General features: G+C 64.0%; 13 protein-coding genes and 1 pseudogene. 4 read left to right on the forward strand and 10 right to left on the reverse strand.

The genetic code is table 11. The annotated features are described in order from the left end of the window. The 4 genes from H5V45_RS09645 to H5V45_RS09655 form a co-directional block, all read right to left on the reverse strand. Positions 1–432 (reverse strand): acyl-CoA thioesterase, encoded by a 432-nt coding sequence (locus H5V45_RS09645; RefSeq protein WP_185252727.1) that lies wholly within the window; start codon positions 430–432, stop codon positions 1–3. Further along, entirely contained in the window at positions 432–557 is a 126-nt protein-coding gene (locus H5V45_RS22350; protein WP_281385825.1) for a hypothetical protein, read from the reverse strand. The genes H5V45_RS09645 and H5V45_RS22350 overlap by 1 nt, the downstream gene beginning before the upstream one ends. Positions 558–1,793: 1,236 nt before the next feature. Further along, positions 1,794–3,227 carry an aminobutyraldehyde dehydrogenase gene (locus tag H5V45_RS09650; protein ID WP_185252728.1) on the reverse strand — a complete coding sequence of 478 codons (1,434 nt, stop codon included), beginning with the start codon at positions 3,225–3,227 and terminating at the stop codon, positions 1,794–1,796. A 36-nt stretch (positions 3,228–3,263) separates the two neighbouring features. Beyond that, entirely contained in the window at positions 3,264–4,091 is an 828-nt protein-coding gene (locus tag H5V45_RS09655; RefSeq protein WP_185252729.1) for a citryl-CoA lyase, read from the reverse strand. A gap of 189 nt (positions 4,092–4,280) precedes the next feature. Between H5V45_RS09655 and H5V45_RS09660 the strand changes: the two genes are divergently transcribed. Continuing rightward, positions 4,281–4,766 (forward strand): MaoC/PaaZ C-terminal domain-containing protein, encoded by a 486-nt coding sequence (locus H5V45_RS09660; protein WP_185252730.1) that lies wholly within the window; start codon positions 4,281–4,283, stop codon positions 4,764–4,766. 139 nt (positions 4,767–4,905) lie between these two features. Further along, positions 4,906–6,570, forward strand: a complete 1,665-nt coding sequence (locus H5V45_RS09665) for a PucR family transcriptional regulator (RefSeq protein ID WP_185252731.1) — start codon at positions 4,906–4,908, stop codon at positions 6,568–6,570. Between the two features lie 450 nt (positions 6,571–7,020). Here H5V45_RS09665 and H5V45_RS09670 read toward each other — a convergent pair whose 3' ends face one another. The 3 genes from H5V45_RS09670 to H5V45_RS09680 all read right to left on the reverse strand — a co-directional run bounded on the left by H5V45_RS09670 (position 7,021) and on the right by H5V45_RS09680 (position 10,307). After that, positions 7,021–8,070 (reverse strand): tartrate dehydrogenase, encoded by a 1,050-nt coding sequence (locus tag H5V45_RS09670; protein WP_185252732.1) that lies wholly within the window; start codon positions 8,068–8,070, stop codon positions 7,021–7,023. Between the two features lie 6 nt (positions 8,071–8,076). Continuing rightward, the gene (locus H5V45_RS09675; RefSeq protein ID WP_185252733.1) at positions 8,077–8,964 is read right to left on the reverse strand and encodes a nitrilase-related carbon-nitrogen hydrolase; all 888 of its coding nucleotides are present in this window, start codon (positions 8,962–8,964) and stop codon (positions 8,077–8,079) included. Between the two features lie 128 nt (positions 8,965–9,092). Continuing rightward, entirely contained in the window at positions 9,093–10,307 is a 1,215-nt protein-coding gene (locus tag H5V45_RS09680; RefSeq protein WP_185252734.1) for an NAD(P)/FAD-dependent oxidoreductase, read from the reverse strand. Between the two features lie 301 nt (positions 10,308–10,608). On the opposite strand from H5V45_RS09680, the gene H5V45_RS09685 reads away from it, so the two are divergent. Beyond that, the gene (locus H5V45_RS09685; protein ID WP_221633973.1) at positions 10,609–11,097 is read left to right on the forward strand and encodes a MaoC/PaaZ C-terminal domain-containing protein; all 489 of its coding nucleotides are present in this window, start codon (positions 10,609–10,611) and stop codon (positions 11,095–11,097) included. Between the two features lie 29 nt (positions 11,098–11,126). Here the strand turns inward: H5V45_RS09685 and H5V45_RS09690 are convergent, their stop codons facing one another. Continuing rightward, complete coding sequence (locus H5V45_RS09690; RefSeq protein WP_185252735.1) at positions 11,127–11,987, reverse strand: polysaccharide deacetylase family protein; 861 nt, start codon at positions 11,985–11,987, stop codon at positions 11,127–11,129. A 196-nt stretch (positions 11,988–12,183) separates the two neighbouring features. Here H5V45_RS09690 and H5V45_RS09695 point away from each other — a divergent pair, with 196 nt between their 5' ends. Further along, on the forward strand, positions 12,184–12,984 hold the full coding sequence (locus H5V45_RS09695; RefSeq protein WP_185252736.1) for a hypothetical protein: 801 nt from the start codon (positions 12,184–12,186) through the stop codon (positions 12,982–12,984). Between the two features lie 120 nt (positions 12,985–13,104). Here the strand turns inward: H5V45_RS09695 and H5V45_RS22865 are convergent. Both H5V45_RS22865 and H5V45_RS09705 read right to left on the reverse strand, forming a co-directional pair. Continuing rightward, positions 13,105–13,473, reverse strand: a pseudogene (locus H5V45_RS22865) (hypothetical protein); the annotation flags it as partial. Positions 13,474–13,587: 114 nt separating this feature from the next. Next, entirely contained in the window at positions 13,588–15,036 is a 1,449-nt protein-coding gene (locus H5V45_RS09705; RefSeq protein WP_185252738.1) for an APC family permease, read from the reverse strand. Positions 15,037–15,954 lie beyond the last annotated feature (918 nt).

Genomic DNA, 15,954 nt, shown 5'->3' on the forward strand with positions numbered 1-15,954 from the left:
TCAGTCCTGTTCGTGCTGCCCCGGTGTTGGGTTGGTGGTCATAGAGGCTCGCAATGCCGCGGCCACCGCATTGGGCACCGGTCGCGAGACGGCCGCGCTGGCGTCGACGTTGACGTACACGATCTCGATCGTGGCGATGCCTACGTCGTTACGCCGCAGGTCGAAGGCCAGCGCGAAACTGGAGCGGCCCACGTTGGTGCACGTCACGGCGATGTCGATGATGTCGTCGTGGCGGGCAGGTGAGTAGAACGAAAGAGCGGCGGAGACAACCGACGGGTCTGTTCCGCTGGCCACAAGCTCGTCATAGGTCCATCCCAACGCCCGGAAAAGCTCAGCCATGGCCACGTCGGCGAGCTCGAGGAACCGCGCATTGAACATAAAGCCTTGTGCGTCCGTCTCGTGATAGCGGACCCGGTGCTGGTGGACTCTCATCAGAGTTTGGGCCTCGTGGCCTTGTCGGTCGCGGCGGGCGGAACATCCGTACGATCGCCCACAACGTCGAAGTTGACGAGCCCGAAACCCGGGCCTTCGTCGTCCTTAATGACCTCGATGATCATGTTGGAAGTCTCCATGCCGGCGCGGTCCTGGATCGCACCAGAGACGCCATTGGCGACGTCCGGCTGCGGCAGGGCCGTGTTGGCGGCCCGGCCAACCTGGCATATGCGCGAATATCAGCCGAGGTCGATCGCGAAGCGCGGACATCCACGGCCCCATCGAGGCTGTCGGGAAGCGCCTCGGCCTCGGTCAAGTCGCCGCTGAGAACCGTCACCCGGCTGGCCTCGCCCACGAACTCGGGCAGGGCCTCGACCTTGGGCCGACGAGGTAGTCGGCGTAGACCGCGTCGTCGTAGGCGTAGATCTGAGCGCCACGCTCGGCAAGCCGGCCGGTGTTAGCGTCGCCTAGGGCCGCGGACGGCCGACCGAGACGGCACGCGACTGCCCGCAATTGAAGGGAGCCCTTGGTGAGGTCACCACCGGGAGCATCGATCAACACGAGAACCTCAGGCACAAAGCGTCTCCTTGGCCGGCACGAGCAACCCTGCTCGCTGGTCGAGTGGGAATCACTTCAACGGTAGGCCCAGCCAGAAAGTCGGTGAATTGGCGGATATCCCGATCAGACAAGCCGCCACCGGTCATTTTCTGATGGTGCGCTGTACTGGGGTCGGCAACGTCATCGTGAGTACTCGAACGTGAGCGACACCCGACCTCGGAGTCCTGGAGCAAGCTCGGCAACAAGCTCACGGCCAGCAAGACGTCTCCATCGCCTTCACGGCATAGGGAGACGGCATCGAGATCCCCCGCCGATTCGAGCGTGCTCACGGCACGGTCGATGTGCCCAACCCATTTCCGGCATCAAGGCAGGTGGGCGGCCGCGTCCTTGACGAGCCGCCGTACGACCCGAACGTGTCCGAACTGCGCGGGATCGGGCTGCTGTGAGACATTGAGGTCAGATCGGGCTTGCCTCAAGGCTGACTGGCCACCTCGGGAAGAAGCGCCGCCGCGTTCTCGGCTTCGGCGCATCGTTGAGCAGCGTGGCGTTGAACTACTGCGATTCACCACTAGGCATGCGACGACGAGCGCCGTGCGACGCGGCGAGCACCTTGTTAATCCCGCCAATACTTGGCGTAACGGCCCGCTCGACGCGTCGCCAACACCTGTCGCGACTGCGTCCGGGTACGACTACGGCGACTGCTTGAACCAGCGTCGCTGCAAACGGCCAGACAGGCTCGATCATGGCAGCGGCCGCCCGATGTCAAAAACACCGAGCGGCCGGCCCGGAGGCAGCGGATCAGATCAGTCGGAGGACTTCATCGAGACGTGCTTGATTTGCGCGTACTCGTCGACTGCAGCGGCTGAAAGTTCCTTCCCATACCCAGACTGCCCGTAGCCGCCGAACGGCATCTCGTTCGCGAGCACGAGGTGCTGATTGATCCATACGGTGCCGAATGACAGCTCACGCGCGAATCTCAGGCTGCGCCCGACATCGGCCGTCCACACGCTGGCGGTCAGCCCGTACTGCACATCGTTGGCCATCGCCAGGATCTCGTCGTCGTCATGCCCCCTTTGGATCGTCACGACTGGGCCGAAGACCTCGTTTTGAACGATCTCGTCGTCCTGCGCGACGCCGACAACCACGGTCGGTGGGTAGAAGAATCCCGGTCCAGGGAGGCGCTCACCACCCGTGAGGACGGTGGCCCCGGACGCGCGAGCTCGTTCGACGAATCCCGCGACGCGGTCGAGCTGGCGCTGGGAGATGAGCGGACCGATCGCGGTGTCGTCGTCGGGGTCGCCCACCTTCAGTTGGTCCACGGCTGCCACGTAGGCCTCGACGAACTCGCCGTACGCGGCGTCCTCGACGATGACTCGGCAGGGCGCACCGCAGTCTTGCCCGGCGTTCAAGAAAGCAATGCCGGCAAGCTCCTTCGCTGTAGCGGTGAGGTCCACGTCTGCGAACACGATGACGGGCGCCTTCCCGCCCAGCTCCAAGTGCACCTTTTTGAGCGATGCAGCCGCAGCAGCGGCAACCTTCTTGCCCGTCGCCACGTCGCCCGTCAGCGAAACGAGGGCGATGTCTGGATGGTCGACGAGTGCGCGGCCGGTGTCCGCCGCACCCAACACGATCTTCAGGACACCTGCGGGCAGAACTTCCTGGGCCAATTGCACGAACAGGAGCGTCGACAGTGGAGTGAGTTCTGAGGGCTTGATGATCACCGTGTTGCCGGCCGCCAAGGCTGGCGCGATCTTCCACATGGCTTCCATCAGCGGGAAGTTCCACGGCGCGATGAGCGCTACGACTCCGAGCGGCTCACGTCGGGTCATGGACGTGGCTCCGTTCGTATACTCGCCTGCTGCCGCCGTCGACGAGATGCGTGCGGCACCCGCCATGAAGCGCAGCACGTCCGCGTCGTAGGCGATCTCCTCGAGGGCTGCCGCCATTGGCTTGCCGACATCGACACTCTCGGCTCGCGCAAAGGTCGTGCTATCCGCTTCGAGACGAGTGGCAAGTTCCAATAAGAGGGCCGCGCGATCGGCCGGAGTGGTTCGCCGCCAGGTCGCGAATGCCCGCCGCGCAGTCTGAACTGCTTCGTCGACGTCTCCTGAAGAGGCGTTGCGGAAGGTGGCGACGACTTCGCCCGATGCCGGTGCCAGCGCCGGTGTCGTGTCACCGACGTCGCCGGTTGTCATCCACTCGTCGAACAACGGTCCGGTCAGCAGTTCAGGGGTCATCGTGTCGTCCTTAAGTAGCATCGAAGGTCGCGGCGTTCAGATGCCATCGTCGGCGGCCCAGCCGGCCGCCGACAGGTCCTCGGCATAGTCACGGCGCGGCACGTCGTAGGCGACATCGGCCGCAGGGATAACGCGTCCGATCTTGCCGGTCGCGTACTCCTCCGAGACGTGGGCGACGATGCCGGGGAGGGTGCCCAGCACGGCCAACGCAGTGGCCTCCTGAGGCGTGAAGCCGACGGCAACGGAGATGGCGGCAAGCATGCCAACGTCGTTGATTGGAAAGTCCTCACGGCCCGGAAGCTGAATGAAGGATTGGTGGACCGCTTCGTACAACTGCGCCGGCTCACCCCAGAGCTGGTTGTCCACGGCGATGGAGCGCAGGATCTCGGACCGCGGGTCCTTCTTCTTGAACACGGCGTGCCCGAAGCCAGGGATTCGCAGCTTGGCCCGCCGCGCATCAGCCACGATCTGCTCGGCGAAGGCCTTCATGTCCGGACGGCCTGCCGCGACCCAAGCAGCGTGGGTGTCGGTGATGAAACGCGCGCTGTTCTCCGGCGCAAGCGCATAATCACCGGCCGCGAGGATCGCCGTGGCGAGGGCGGCCTGCATGCTGGGATTGCTTGACACGACGTACCGGGCTGCAGCGGTACCGGTCTTCTCCAAGCCGTAGTCAAGCACGCCGGTCAGGATTGCATCCAGCACGGCCGCCTCCTGGGGGCTCGGAAGCCTGCCTTTGATGAGTAGAAAGACAGACGCCGTGAACGAGGTCCCGATGAGATCCTCGAGCCGGTAGCCGCGTACGAAGACCGTCTCCGGCGTGATTTCGCTGATGCTGCTGGTCCAGTACGGTTCGCGTTCGGCCATAGGGCGCGTCCAATCGGTGTTCGCCGGGTGCCCGGCACAAAGGTCTGCGTTACGTCGACAGTAGGGACAACTAGCTCCCCCAGACATCAGATGACGACCAACGCCGAGACGTGAGCGTCGGAATTCGACCAATCGCCTACCCAAGGGCGCACCAACAGAATGGGCTCTGACCTAATCTGAGGAGAGTTCATGAGCCAGACCCACGCAGCACTGTCCACTTCGGTCGACCGCGGCCTCTACTTCGACGACTTCGCCGTGGGACAGGCGTGGATCTCCCCGGCGCGCACGATTACCGAGGCGGACATCGTCAACTTTGCGGGCATCTCGGGCGACTACAATCCTCTGCACACCGACGAGGAGTTCGCGAAGCAGACCCAGTTCGGCGGCCGCCTGTTTCACGGGCCGGGAGTCTTCGCGGTGGCGACTGGCCTCGAGTCGCGACTCGGCATCAAGGAGGGCACTGCGATCGCCTTCCTCGGCATGACCTGGAGCCTCAAGGGTGCCGTGCAAATCGGCGACACCATTCATGTGGAGGAGCAGGTGGCCGAGCTTCGGCCGTCCCAGTCCAAGCCCGACCGGGGCATCGTCGTCTTCGACGTCCAGGTCAAGAACCAGCGCGGGGAGACCTGCCACGATGGGCAGTGGCTCGTGATGTTCTCGCGCCGCGACACCTGACCGTCGCATTGGCGAGGCCGGCTTGGTCTGTGAGAAGTACGGCAAAAGCGTCAGTTAGTCTGAATATCCCTGATGAATACGAGTATGCCTCTACTAGAGTCGATCACACCCGGCGACGACGACTCAATGGAGGTGGGGCTTGAACGCCGACACGCCTTCGTATGAGTTGGGTGCCTTGCTCTCCGATCTGGAAGCCCCGCGCGTCTTGGTCGACGCAGGCCACGTGACGCGCTTGCTCACTGGCGTCATCGTGTGGGCTCCGGGTGATTATCTACCGGACGATCCCGCGAGAATCATCGTCTGCACCGGTCTCGGGGGCGATGCGGATCAACTAGGCCCCGTGCTGGCGCTAACGGCGGCCCGCGTCATCATCCTCACAGGTGACGAGATCCACTTCTCGGCCCCGAACGGCGTGGATGCGCAGCCGCACACCCTGATCTCGACGGCCAGCTCTGCCGGTCATGTGGCTGCGGTCGTCGGTCGTTTGACGCAAACCATGGACGAGTCCGTGTCGCGCCGGCTCGCATCGCTTCAACGAACGTTGAGTCAGGCGCTGACAGACCCGGTCCCGATCCCGGCGCTACTCAACCGCCTCAAGCGCGTCACAAACGCCACGTCCGCCGTTATCGACCAGCGCGGAGCCATTCTGCACTCAACCGGGCCGGTCCCCCGCGCCCTGCTGTTCGAGCGCATCTCGTCGACCCCGGCGGATACGCAGTCCTTGAGCATCGACGGGTGGCGTGGCGTCGCGACCCGCATCGCCGATCTAACCTTCGACGACCAGCACAGCGGATGGCTCGTGCTGACGAGTCGGCGACCGGACTTCCCGGATACCTACTCGACCTCGGCTGCGCACGTCGCCGCCAGCTTGATCGAGGCCAGCCAGCGAATGTCGGTCGTGGCCAGAGAGCAGGAGCGCGCCATCCGAGCGTCGGTGCTCGAGCAGGCGCTGGCCCTGCGTCACGAGCGTCGCGACAACGAGCTAACCGCCCGCATTGCCGGATTCGGCATCACGTTCGAGGCCGAGGTCAGGGTAGCGGTCGCGATACTGTCGCGCTCTCCCCGCGCCGACCAGCGACAGCAGGCACGCGAGTCGCTGCTCAACGACCTCCTTCGGCTGATGACCGCGGCCGGGCACCCCGCGCTTCTGACCACCAGGGGCAACGGGGTCACGATGCTGATCCAGTGCAGCTCCTCCACGCTCCAGCGTGTGCTGGCCGCCCACCAGGACGACCTCCCGCCGCTGCACGTCGGGATCGGTCGTCCGCTAACGCGGTCAGAAGGTGTCGAAGGGGTGGCTGACTCCTTTCACGACGCGCAGCTGGCCGCACGTACCATCCGACGAGTTGCCGTCAGTCAAAGAGTGATGGCGTACGAGGACTTCGACTTTGCGACGCGCCTGTTCGCCGATGTGGGACTCGACCGGATGGTTGAGTGGGCCAAGGACTTCCTCAGCCCGCTGGCAGAGAGGGAAACCTTGATGTCAGGCCTCCGCGCCTACTTCGAGCTCGATCAGAACATCAACCTGGCCGCAGAGTCGCTGAGCATCCATCACAACTCACTGCGGTATCGCCTCGCTAAGGTCGAAGAGCTTCTGACGATCAACTTGAAACAACCTGCCGCCATCTCGTCGATCTTTCTTGCGCTCACGGCGATCGACCTGACACGCCAACCGCGCACCATCCGCCCAAGAACCGACGCGCCGGCATCCGACATCGGGGATGTTGCTGCCTCTGCCGCTGGCACCCAGATGGGAACCGACCACCCGTCCGGTCCTGGTGCCGTGATCCCCTCAGAAAGTTGAGGTAACCCTTCCTAAATGACACGCGCAAAGCGGTGCGCGTCGTCCAGTTGCTCGAACGACGCCTTCGGCATCTGGCAAATCCACGAGAGTGCCTCCGGACGCCGAGTGTCCCCGCGCAGCACTCCTTCACGACGCACTAGTCGATGATGTGACGCGCGAACCGACCCTCTGACCATGTGCGGGCCGAACGCCAGGGCCGCTCCTACGCATCGCCGTGGGGGCCGACGCATCGCGCATCACCTCGGTCAACCGGGACCGCAAGTAGCCACGTTTGCGCAGCCCGCCTCAATGAAGTTTCCGTCCCGCGCCGCGCGGGAGTGACACCCGGGGTGTGTACGACTCTCGCCCGCCCGCCAGCAGGCAGGGCAGGAACTGGTTCGAGGCAAGGGTCGCTAGCGGTTGATACCTATTCGGTCCCTATCAATACAAGCCGCTTCCGAGGGTTCAGCTCTACGTGATCCGGTCGATCACGGCGTCGGTGAAGTCCGCCGTCGACGCCGTGCCGCCAAGATCGCGGGTGCTCACGCCGCTCGCGAGCGCGCCCTCGAACGCGGCTTCGAGGCGCCGGGCCGCGTCCGGCTCGCCAAGGTGGTCGAGCATCATCGCCCCAGCCCACATCTGACCCACCGGGTTCGCCACGCCCATACCTGCGATGTCAGGCGCCGACCCGTGCACCGGTTCGAACATCGACGGATGGTCGCGCGGCGGATTCAGATTCGCCGACGGCGCGATGCCGATGGACCCCGACACTGCCGACAACAGATCGGACAAGATGTCACCGAATAGGTTCGAGGCGACGATGACGTCGAGCGATGCCGGTCGGGTCACAGCCCGAGCGGCCAGAGCGTCGATCAGCACCGACTCGAGCTCCACTCCCCCGACCTCGGAGGATGTCTCGCGTACGATTTCGTCCCAGAACGGACCCGTGTGGATGATCCCGTTCGACTTCGTGGCAGAAATCAAGCGGCCGGAGCGGGTCGCCGCGAGCTTTGCGGCGTACCTCGAGACCCTCTCGACTCCAGCACGGGTGAAGACCGTCTGCTGGATGGCCATGGCCTCCGGACGTCCGTCGTATGCGCGGCCACCGATCTCGGAGTACTCACCCTCGACGTTCTCACGAACGACCACCGCATCGAGTTCTTCGGCACCGAGGACTTGTGATGTGACCCCGGCCAGGTGCCGGGCCGGGCGCAGATTGATGTACTGCAGGAAGGCTCGACGGATCGGGATAAGCAGACCCCATAGCGTGACGTGGTCGGGGATCCCCGGCGCTCCTACGGCGCCCAAGAAGATGGCGTCACCGGATGCGAGCTGGTCCAGCCCGTCGCTAGGCATCATCTGGCCATCGGCCAGATAGCGCTCCGATCCCCAGTCCCGCTCACGCCAGGTGACGGAAAACTCCTCCGAGACGGCAATCGCCTCGATGGCGCGAATCGCCGCCGGCATCACTTCCTGGCCGATGCCGTCGCCAGCGATGACGTCGATCGTGTAGGTCTTCATTCCCCACTACCTGTCGAGTTGTGCGTAGAGGTCCCGACGACGAAGCGACAGACCGGGAGCCTCAGGATTGGCTCTGGACGCCAACAGCACCTCACGATCGAGAACTGCAGTCACAAGCTCCTCTCCACCGGTCGTCCCCTCGGCCAGCACTCCGTCGTTCAGGCCGACGTTCTTGTCGACCGGTGTCGTCACGACGGCCCGCCCGACCGCGTGCATCGGCGCGTCGGTCGGCAAGCCGCTGCAGCCGACCAGGGGAGACATCACGACGTACAACTGGTTCTCGATCGCCCGCGCCTGGCTACCGGTGCGGACGCGGTGCACACCGCGCCGATTCCACGTCAGGGACGGACAGAGGATGAGGTCCACGCCCCGGCTCACCAAGTGTCGTGAGAGCTCGGGAAACTGGATGTCTGCGCAGATCAGTACACCGGCAGTGAACGGTCCGATCTTCGTTACCAGAAGCTCGTCGCCACCACGTGTCCCCATCGCGTGCTCCTGCGGGGTCAGGTGGATCTTGTCCTGAATGTCGACCGCCCCGTCCGGGTGAAGCACGTAGGCGGTGTTGCGTAGGTGCCCGGCCTTGTCGATCCGGTTGTGACTCCCGCCGAGCAGGGTCACGCCGTGCCGGACGGCGAATTCCGACATCGAATGCACAATATTGTCCGTCATGGCGGTCAAGGCGTGCCAATAGTCATCGCGCACGGTCTCGCTCGTGACCTGGTGGTCGGAGATCGAGCCCAGTAGTCCAGTGCTCGCGAGCTCCGGGAGCACGATCAACTCAGCCCCGGCGTCCACAGCCCGCTGGACCACGTCCTCGACGTGGGCCGTGAAGCCTTGGACGGACTTCTCGGATCGCAGCTCCATCTGAGCTGTGGCGACGGACAGTTTCGACACGATGGGTTCCCTTCGAGCGCGGAGCGGGCGCCGTCAGGTTAGTTCTGCGTTCTCCACTCGGCACTTGTTAGAAGTGAGAACGGGATACCGGGTTGCAGTGGATCACCCACACCGTCCGAAGCAAAACGTCACGAGTCGCGGGTCAGTGCGGCGCGCTGCGGGCTGAGGCCCTCCGCGAACTCGCTGTCCTCGCCTGTGATGAGCTCGGCGAGCACCTGAGCGCAGACCGGCGCACTCGCCACGCCCCATGCGTGAGCGACATTCAGGTAGGCGCCGTCGTCGCGCCCCACGATGGGCAGCCCGTCGGCCGTTTCTGTGCCGAGCCCGGCCCACAGGCCCATCACTCCCATTCCTGAGTATCTGGGGTAACGGTCCCGTCCCGCAGCGACCATCAGCTCGGTCGACTCCAGGCTGATGTGTGGGTTCAAGGAGCCACGACCGTCGATGCTGTGTCCGACGTACAGCGAGCCGCCGCGGTTGAGCGCCATCGTGTCGTCGTAGGCCACACCGTCGGCGATCGGCCGCGAGCTGATCGGGGGCGCGAATCGCGAGGCCTCAAAGCTTGGGAGGTCCGCCAGGGCGCCGCATCCGTCTACACCGCGCGGCCCGTGCAGGATGCCTCCGGATTGCGCCTCGACGGGTTGCATCATCATCTGGCCGACGCGGGTCGTGGACATCGAGACCTCCAGCCCCTCGTCCTTCAAGGTTGATGCCCACGCACCGGTCGCCCAGACGACGCCGGAGGCTCGCACCACTCCGCGAACGGTTCGGACGCCGACGGCGTGATCCCCTTCGCGAAGGGTCGTCAGTGCCGTCGTGTTGCGGAAGATCTGCACACCTGCGCGGGTGCAGGCAGATTCCATCGCAGTGATGAAACCGAGGGAATCGATCTGCGCGTCCTCGGCGCAAAATACAGCGCCGATAGCGGTCGCGGGAAGGATTGGCGTGTGCTCGCGGGCCTGCGTATGGGTCAAAACCTCGACCTCGACGCCTGCCGCGCGGCGATCCCTGGCGTAGTCATCCATGATCGCACCTTGCTCTTCGGTCTCCCAGAAGAACAGGCCTCCTTCGCGGCGGTAGTCGAAGACGTCACCAAACTCCGCTGCGAAGTCGTCGTACTTTGCCCGTCCGGCCCGCGCCAGGGCAAGCTCCAGTCCTACCCGCCGGGTCTGGATCCACAGGCACCCTGGATTTCGACCGGAACTGCCGTAGGTCGGAAACCGTTGCTCGACTACGGCTACGGTGAACCCCCGGCGTCGGAGCTCCCAGGCGGTGCACAAGCCAGCTGCGCCTGCCCCCACGACGGCGATGTCCGCAGACGCCAGCGTCTCCGCACTGCTCATGCGATCCTCCTGATCGGGGTGGTCGATCCACAGTCCACTCGGCAGGTTATAGGTGCCAGCGTGATCCCACGCACTGGGAGAACTCAAGGGTAACGGTGGCGCGATGGTGGACCTCACCAGCAGTCCGTCGGGCGTACCGGTCCGCGACTCTTTTCGATGCCCGCCCGACGCCATCGTGTGAGTATCTCCGACGCTCCGCATGCCACCTTGGCCGAATCACGAGGTCGTCGCGGCGAGTCTGGCCAGAGAATCAGTGTGTGCGCGTCCTCCCGCGCCGTGACGAGAAGGAAGGGAAAACATCGTGAGCGCAAGCACGGTCCCTGTAGAGAACGTCCGGACCGGACTCATGTTCGAAGAGTTCTATGTCGGCCAGAACTGGGTATCACCCTCGCGCACCATAACTGACGCCGACATAGTCAACTTCGCTGGTCTTTCCGGTGACTTCCACCCCCTGCATACGGACGAGGAGTTCGCGCGATCCACGTCGCTCGATGGACGCGTGTTCCACGGCCCCGGGGTGTACGCGGTGGCCATCGGTCTCGAGTCGAGGCTGGGTATCAAGGAGGGGACGGCGATCGCCTACCTCGGCATGGACTGGAACCTGCGGGCACCCGTCATGGCCGGCGACACGATCCGCGTCGAGCAGGTCGTCGCCGCCTCGCGGGCATCCACCTCGAAGCCCGATCGCGGCATCGTGACCTTTGACGTGACGGTCAAGAACCAACGCGATGAAGTGTGTCAAGAAGGTCAGTGGTTCGTAATGTTCACTCGCGGACAGCTCGCAACCTGACGGTCGCGAGCTGTCCGTCGCCCCCACCGTCAGATACCGGCAGGAACCTCTGGATCGACCCACGCGTCGTGGGCCTGGGAAAGCGTTGGGAACCAGATGTCGTCGTGCTGCGAGACATGGTCGAGGAAACGCTCCAGCATCAGCAGGTTCTGCGCGCGGCCGATCGTCTGAGGGTGCAAGGTCCACGTCATCAGACCACCCGGGCAACGATCGTAAGCAAAATCGAACGCGTCCTTCCAGCGCGACAGCAAAACGTCATGCGACTGCTGGATAGGGCTTCCCTTGAACATCTCCAGCTCCGGGAAGTCGTCGAGCGACCACGACACGGGCAGCTCCAGCACCGCGCTGGGGGGACCGAACGTGTTGCCGGCCTCGTTATCCACATGAGTCACGACCCGCGGCCGGTACGGGTAGAAGTCACGCCCCATCAACGACGAGTCCCACTCGAACCCGTGCTCCTCCAGCAGCTGGAGGGTGACAGCGGTGTGGTCGAGCGCGGGCGACCGGTACCCCCGCGGACGTACGCCGATGAGGTTTATGTGCTGGTTGATCTGAAGTTCAAGTAGTCGCCGTTCCTCGTCGGGATCCAGCTTGGGGACGTATTCGTGATAGACGCCGTGCGCCGCGATCTCGTGGCCCGCGTCTACCACGGCCTGCATCGCGTGTGGGAATGTCTGCATGGTGTGCGTGGGTACGCACCAGGTCGTCGTGATGCCGTAGCGGTCGAATGTCTCGAGCAGTCGCGGCGCTCCCACTTCCGCACCGAACTCGCCGCGCGACAGGTCAGTCTGCGACGTCGAACGGAAAGTCCCGGACCACACACTCTGAGCATCGAAGTCGGGGCTGAGGCATACGGCGAGCCGGTGCTGGTCGGGCAGGTTCAGCGGCATGGAGTCTCCTCACAGTCTCGGCGCTACGGTAACGAGTGCATGGCCAGCGCACACTGTGGGAAACGCGACGGCAGCGGGTCGCGTTCGCAACCTCGCCAATGTTGCCCGGTCACGTCCGCCGGTTTACTGCGAACCTGCTGTGACGATTCTGTTCTGTCACGGCACTTCGTGCCTCCACCCCGACAGGACTCCATCCATGCACGTTGCCGAACAGCTGTTCATCGATTCGTTCGACATCAAGGTCGGCGACGAGCCCGCCACCTATAACTCCGTGTTCGAAGGATGGGACCGAGCGGACCGCTTCGGCATCGTCGTGGACGAGCCCCTCGGAGGACTCGGCGCGAGCCTGCTCCTGCAGCTCGCCATCGCGGCGTTCTATGCGGTGGACCCCGATCGACGTGGTCCACGGGCCACATACCCGGAGATCTACCTCTTTCACGCGGGCGGCCCTCACGGCGACTACAGCAACTTCGACTTCTGGCCTCCGCGCAAGGAAGTCTTCGTCCCTTCAGGTGTGCCCCTTGCGCTCCTCGAAGCCATCAACGACCGAGGCATCACCCGGCTCGCCGTCCCTTCACGGGGAAGTGGAGACACGGCCGCGCTCGGCAACGGGCCCAACACGTGGGCGGAGGTGGGAAGTGCCAAGGAACGCCTTCGCTCCTGCTTCGCGTACGACAGCTCCGGGCACGTCGACGTGCCTCACATTCACATCGCGTCGTCCGACGAGCGTACGAAGGAGAACATCCGAGACACCCTCGCGATGACGACGCTCATCCCAGAGCCCGGCCTGTTCGAAGACCCCCACGGTCCCATGGCCATCGACGAGGCGCGATGGATCGAGATCGTGAAGATGCGGATGGCCGTGGAAGGACCGATCGACCCCGCGGTCGTCGAGTCGCAATCGCGCCACTTCATCAGCGACGGCACCCTCGAGCAGAGCTTCCGGGTGGTCAAGACAGAGGAGGCGCTCGCACACCTGTGCGCCGTACTCGGCTAGCGCCTATTGGCCCCAAAGACCGATGTGTCCTTGTCCGAAACGACTACGACGACGCACAACGGAAATCAGGCAGGCTCAACGCCCATACACAACGCCGGAACATCTAGAGCGATGGTGTTGTCAGTAGCGCACAAGTGCGGCGCCGGCGCTGACACGGTCCGGGATTGCGACCACGTCGAAGTGGCGCTTGCGGAACGATAACTCGGGGAGGACACCGACTCTGCTGACTCCGAAGCTATAGCCACCCACGTCGCGTCTGGCTACTTTGGCCCCGCCCGCCGACCATCGATGGGAATTCACGCACAGTTCGCACTGTGCTGTCGACGCGACCGTGACGCGCTGACCCGGGTGAAACCGTGTGAGTAAGGACCTAATGAGTGAACAGCCGACCGCCTCATGCCCGAGCAACGAGCCGCTCTGGTCGGAAACTCCCGCGAATTGGCAGGAGAGTTCCGCAGAGCGGACAGACACGGCGGTCATTCGCACTACGACGTCGGTCGACCCAGCTACCGAGTGCGGTCGCTCGTTGAAGCGGCCAACCTTCTATTCAGATCGAAGCCCTTTCCAATATCTGGGGCACAGGTACGACCTGGCCACCGCGTGTCATTGGCGACCGATTCGTGCGTACACATCCGGGCGAGCGCTTCGCAAGCCGACTGCGACGACTGCGCCAATGACGCTGACGCCCCAAATGATGACCAGCAGCACAGTCTTGCCGGTGCCGGTTGCGCCGGTGAGAAGGTCAAAGTTGATGGTCGCGAAGATCAACGTCGCGGCCAGGATCACGCAGGCGACGAGCGCGCTGACGGCGGACCCAATCGCGCGGTCCGTGCCTCGCAGGAGGTACACGCCGATGGCGAGCGAGACGAAGACCAGCAGCATGAGGAATGCATAGCTGTAGAGACCCGCGAGTCTGGCGTAGATGGTTGCGGTGTCCACACCGACCACTGCCAAGACCACAACCGTGAACAGTGAGACTACCGAGAGGACCACCGAGGCACGATGCGGCGAAACGTGGCGGACGTGTGCCTCGCCGAGCGCCTTCGGGAAGATGCCGTCGGCAGCCAGGTTGAACATGTATCGGGACGTGATGTTGTGCGCGGCAAGGACGAGCGCGAAGGAACTGGTGAACAGCATGATGGTTGCGACGTCGTAGGCGAACTGGCCGGTGTAGTCCTGGACGCTGGCGGAAGCAGATCCGGCGAGGTCGTTGGTGACGACATCCATGATGGCCGCTGCCCCGTATGCGTTGATGAAACACCACGCCGTCATGGCGTACATGAAGGCGAGCAGTGCGATGACGCCGTACGTCGCGGCCGGGATGGTCCGAAGCGGGTTCTTCACCTCGTCGCGGAAAATTACGGTGGCCTCGAAGCCGCCGAAGAGGCCGATAGCAAACAGGAAGCCGATGGAGACAGAGCCCGTGTTGAACTGAGCCCAGGTGAAGGAGTCGAATCCGATGCCACTAGCTCCGCCTTGCGCGAGAACCGAGACGTCGTAGGCCGCCATCAGGACCAACTCGCACCCGAGGAACGCGGTAAGGACCTTGGCAGAGAAACTGATGTTGAAGTACCCGAGTGCGCTGGCCGCGACAAGCATGAAGAGCGCGTAGACCCACCAGGCAACTTCGGGCCCGTTCAACAGGCTCTGGACCATGCTGTCGAACGCGATGCCGCCGAGTGCATAGACGCTGATGAGCGCAACGAAATAGCACGTCAGAGCGGTGAAACCCGCTCCAAGGCCCGGTACACGGCCGAGCCCGGAGGTGATCAGCGCGTAGAAACCGCCGGGCCGGCTCAGTCGTGCCGTCATCTTCAGCAGGCCGACGGCTACCATCGTGACGACGACCCCGCACAACAGGATCGTCACTGGAGTGCCTACTCCGTTGCCGAGCAAGATCGCGGCCGGGATGAAGCCTAGGAAGACCACGACAGGGCCGTTGTAGGCCACGACCGTAAAGATCAGCTCCAGAATGCCCATGTTGCCGCGCAAAGCGCGTGGCTGATCTGTCTCCACTATCCCGACACCGGCAGGCTCTTTGACCGCACTCATATTGAATCCTTCGGTATTGATCACTTTGCACGCCGCCGCGGCCTCCGAGTCGCACGTATGGCGTGCACCACGTGAAGGTGGATAGACGAGAACCTAAGGACGGTCCAGTTACGTCTCCATTGGTAGAAGTCCGAAATAGTTGGAGCCGATCTGACATCCGTACGGTAAGCGGACGCCACTCACAAGCTTGATTACTCAATTCTCATCTGAGTGCCCGCTACTGATGTACCTCTTGAGCTCCATGGCGGCGTCAGGAGAAGGGTCGCCAGCTGCAGCCGGACGTGCTCGACGCGCGCCGCCAGGAGCGTCTTTGCGTGCGTGCCGCGAACTGGCGAGAGCCGCCGACGACTGAACCCTCGAGGGCATCTCCTCCGGCGGCCAAGCGCGAGAGCCAGCCCCGGTTTTTTGCGCTGACTGACGCTTCTGGGTTGAACTTCTTCCTGTCAGCGCGGGCGCTTGGTGATCTCCTCGCTGGCGGCCGGGAGGGGCGAGTCGCCCACGACCCTGAAGGTGAGCAGCACGAACATCGGCCCTTCCTCGTGCTAGCTGGATGTGTCCCTATTCGGCGTCCGAATCAGCAAGCCGTCTGGCGAATCTGTCGCGGGCGGTCGAGACTTCGCGACATGACTCGATCAGTACAGCTCGTAGCGCGTAGTCAATAGCACAGGGCGTCAATGGCCAGCGAGTACAACGCGTCGATTGCGGTCGGTCCGTCGTGGTTGAACATTTCCACGACTGTGCGGCCGGCGTCGGGGTTGTGAAGGCAACGGACTCGAACCCGGGAAGTTCGCCGCCGCGCCCGACCGCGTCTGTGCAGTCGAGCGAGAACACCATCGTCCCGAGCCCATATCCGGGACCGCCGTGAGGGAGGTCGCCTCGATGTTCGGTCGTCCGGGTCAGGAGGTGGTGTGGCAGCAG

Origin of the sequence: Nocardioides luti (assembly GCF_014212315.1) — a bacterium.
GTDB lineage: Bacteria > Actinomycetota > Actinomycetes > Propionibacteriales > Nocardioidaceae > Nocardioides > Nocardioides luti.

What these genes read in the sequence shown, in the direction of transcription:
- H5V45_RS09670 (WP_185252732.1), bottom strand. Translation starts at nt 8,070, where the DNA reads ATGAAGACCTACACGATCGACGTCATCGCTGGCGACGGCATCGGCCAG.
- H5V45_RS09695 (WP_185252736.1), top strand. Translation starts at nt 12,184, where the DNA reads ATGCACGTTGCCGAACAGCTGTTCATCGATTCGTTCGACATCAAGGTC.
- H5V45_RS09680 (WP_185252734.1), bottom strand. Translation starts at nt 10,307, where the DNA reads ATGAGCAGTGCGGAGACGCTGGCGTCTGCGGACATCGCCGTCGTGGGG.
- H5V45_RS09660 (WP_185252730.1), top strand. Translation starts at nt 4,281, where the DNA reads ATGAGCCAGACCCACGCAGCACTGTCCACTTCGGTCGACCGCGGCCTC.
- H5V45_RS09645 (WP_185252727.1), bottom strand. Translation starts at nt 432, where the DNA reads ATGAGAGTCCACCAGCACCGGGTCCGCTATCACGAGACGGACGCACAA.
- H5V45_RS09655 (WP_185252729.1), bottom strand. Translation starts at nt 4,091, where the DNA reads ATGGCCGAACGCGAACCGTACTGGACCAGCAGCATCAGCGAAATCACG.
- H5V45_RS22350 (WP_281385825.1), bottom strand. Translation starts at nt 557, where the DNA reads ATGATCATCGAGGTCATTAAGGACGACGAAGGCCCGGGTTTCGGGCTC.
- H5V45_RS09690 (WP_185252735.1), bottom strand. Translation starts at nt 11,987, where the DNA reads ATGCCGCTGAACCTGCCCGACCAGCACCGGCTCGCCGTATGCCTCAGC.
- H5V45_RS09705 (WP_185252738.1), bottom strand. Translation starts at nt 15,036, where the DNA reads ATGAGTGCGGTCAAAGAGCCTGCCGGTGTCGGGATAGTGGAGACAGAT.
- H5V45_RS09650 (WP_185252728.1), bottom strand. Translation starts at nt 3,227, where the DNA reads ATGACCCCTGAACTGCTGACCGGACCGTTGTTCGACGAGTGGATGACA.